The sequence below is a fragment of the Nocardia barduliensis genome (assembly GCF_013315795.1).
GTDB lineage: Bacteria > Actinomycetota > Actinomycetes > Mycobacteriales > Mycobacteriaceae > Nocardia > Nocardia barduliensis.
Genome location: NZ_JABLTE010000276.1, coordinates 1 through 860 on the forward strand (window position 1 = coordinate 1; position 860 = coordinate 860).

At 66.6% G+C, this 860-nt stretch carries 1 protein-coding gene; it reads left to right on the forward strand.

The genetic code is table 11. The features are described from left to right. A partial coding sequence (locus HOV91_RS39175) for an AMP-binding protein (protein ID WP_174190195.1) occupies positions 1 to 860 on the forward strand: 860 nt, incomplete at both ends.

Sequence of the window (860 nt, forward strand, 5' to 3'; positions counted from 1 at the left end):
GATCTCGAGCTGACGATGGTGCCGCACGAGGATGAGCGGACACCGTTGGGGATTTCGGCGGCGTTCACCTATTCCATCGACCTGTTTGACGAGGCGACGGTCGCCGGGTTCGCCCGGCGGTTGTGCGCGATCCTCACCGCGGTGGCCGATGCACCCGAGCGCCCGGTCGGGGAGATCGAGCTGCTCGATGCCGCGGAGCGCACGGCGATCTTGGTGCATTGGAACGACACCGGTCGCCCGGTGCGGTCGGGTCTGGTGCTCGATGGTTACCGGCGGGCGGTGGCGCTGTATGCCGAGGATGTGGCGGTTGTTTCCGGTGAGCGGCAGTTGACTTATCGGGAGTTCGATGAGCGGGTCAACCGGCTCGCGCGGGTGCTCATCGAGCGTGGCGTCGGCGCGGAATCGCTGGTGGGTTTGGCGATCCGGCGTTCGCTGGATCTGGTGGTCGGCATGTACGCCGTCCTCACCGCCGGTGGCGGGTACGTGCCGTTGGACCCGGATCATCCCGCCGAGCGGATCGCGCACGTGCTCGACCTCGCCCGTCCGCTCTGCGTGCTCACCAGGACCGTCGACGCGATACCGATGCCCGGTGATGTCGCCGTGCTGCCTGTGGACACGCTCGGAATCGAGCGGCGTTCGGGCGCACCGATTCGCTGCGAGGAACTGTTGGGGCCGGTGCTGCCGCAGCACCCGGCGTATGTGATCTTCACGTCGGGGTCGACCGGGCGTCCGAAAGGGGTGGCGGTCGCTCATACCGCGATTCAGAATCAGATCGAATGGATGCTCGCCCAGTACCCTATGGGTCCGGGCGATGTGTATCTGCAGAAGACCGCGACCACGTTCGATGTGTCCCTGTGGGG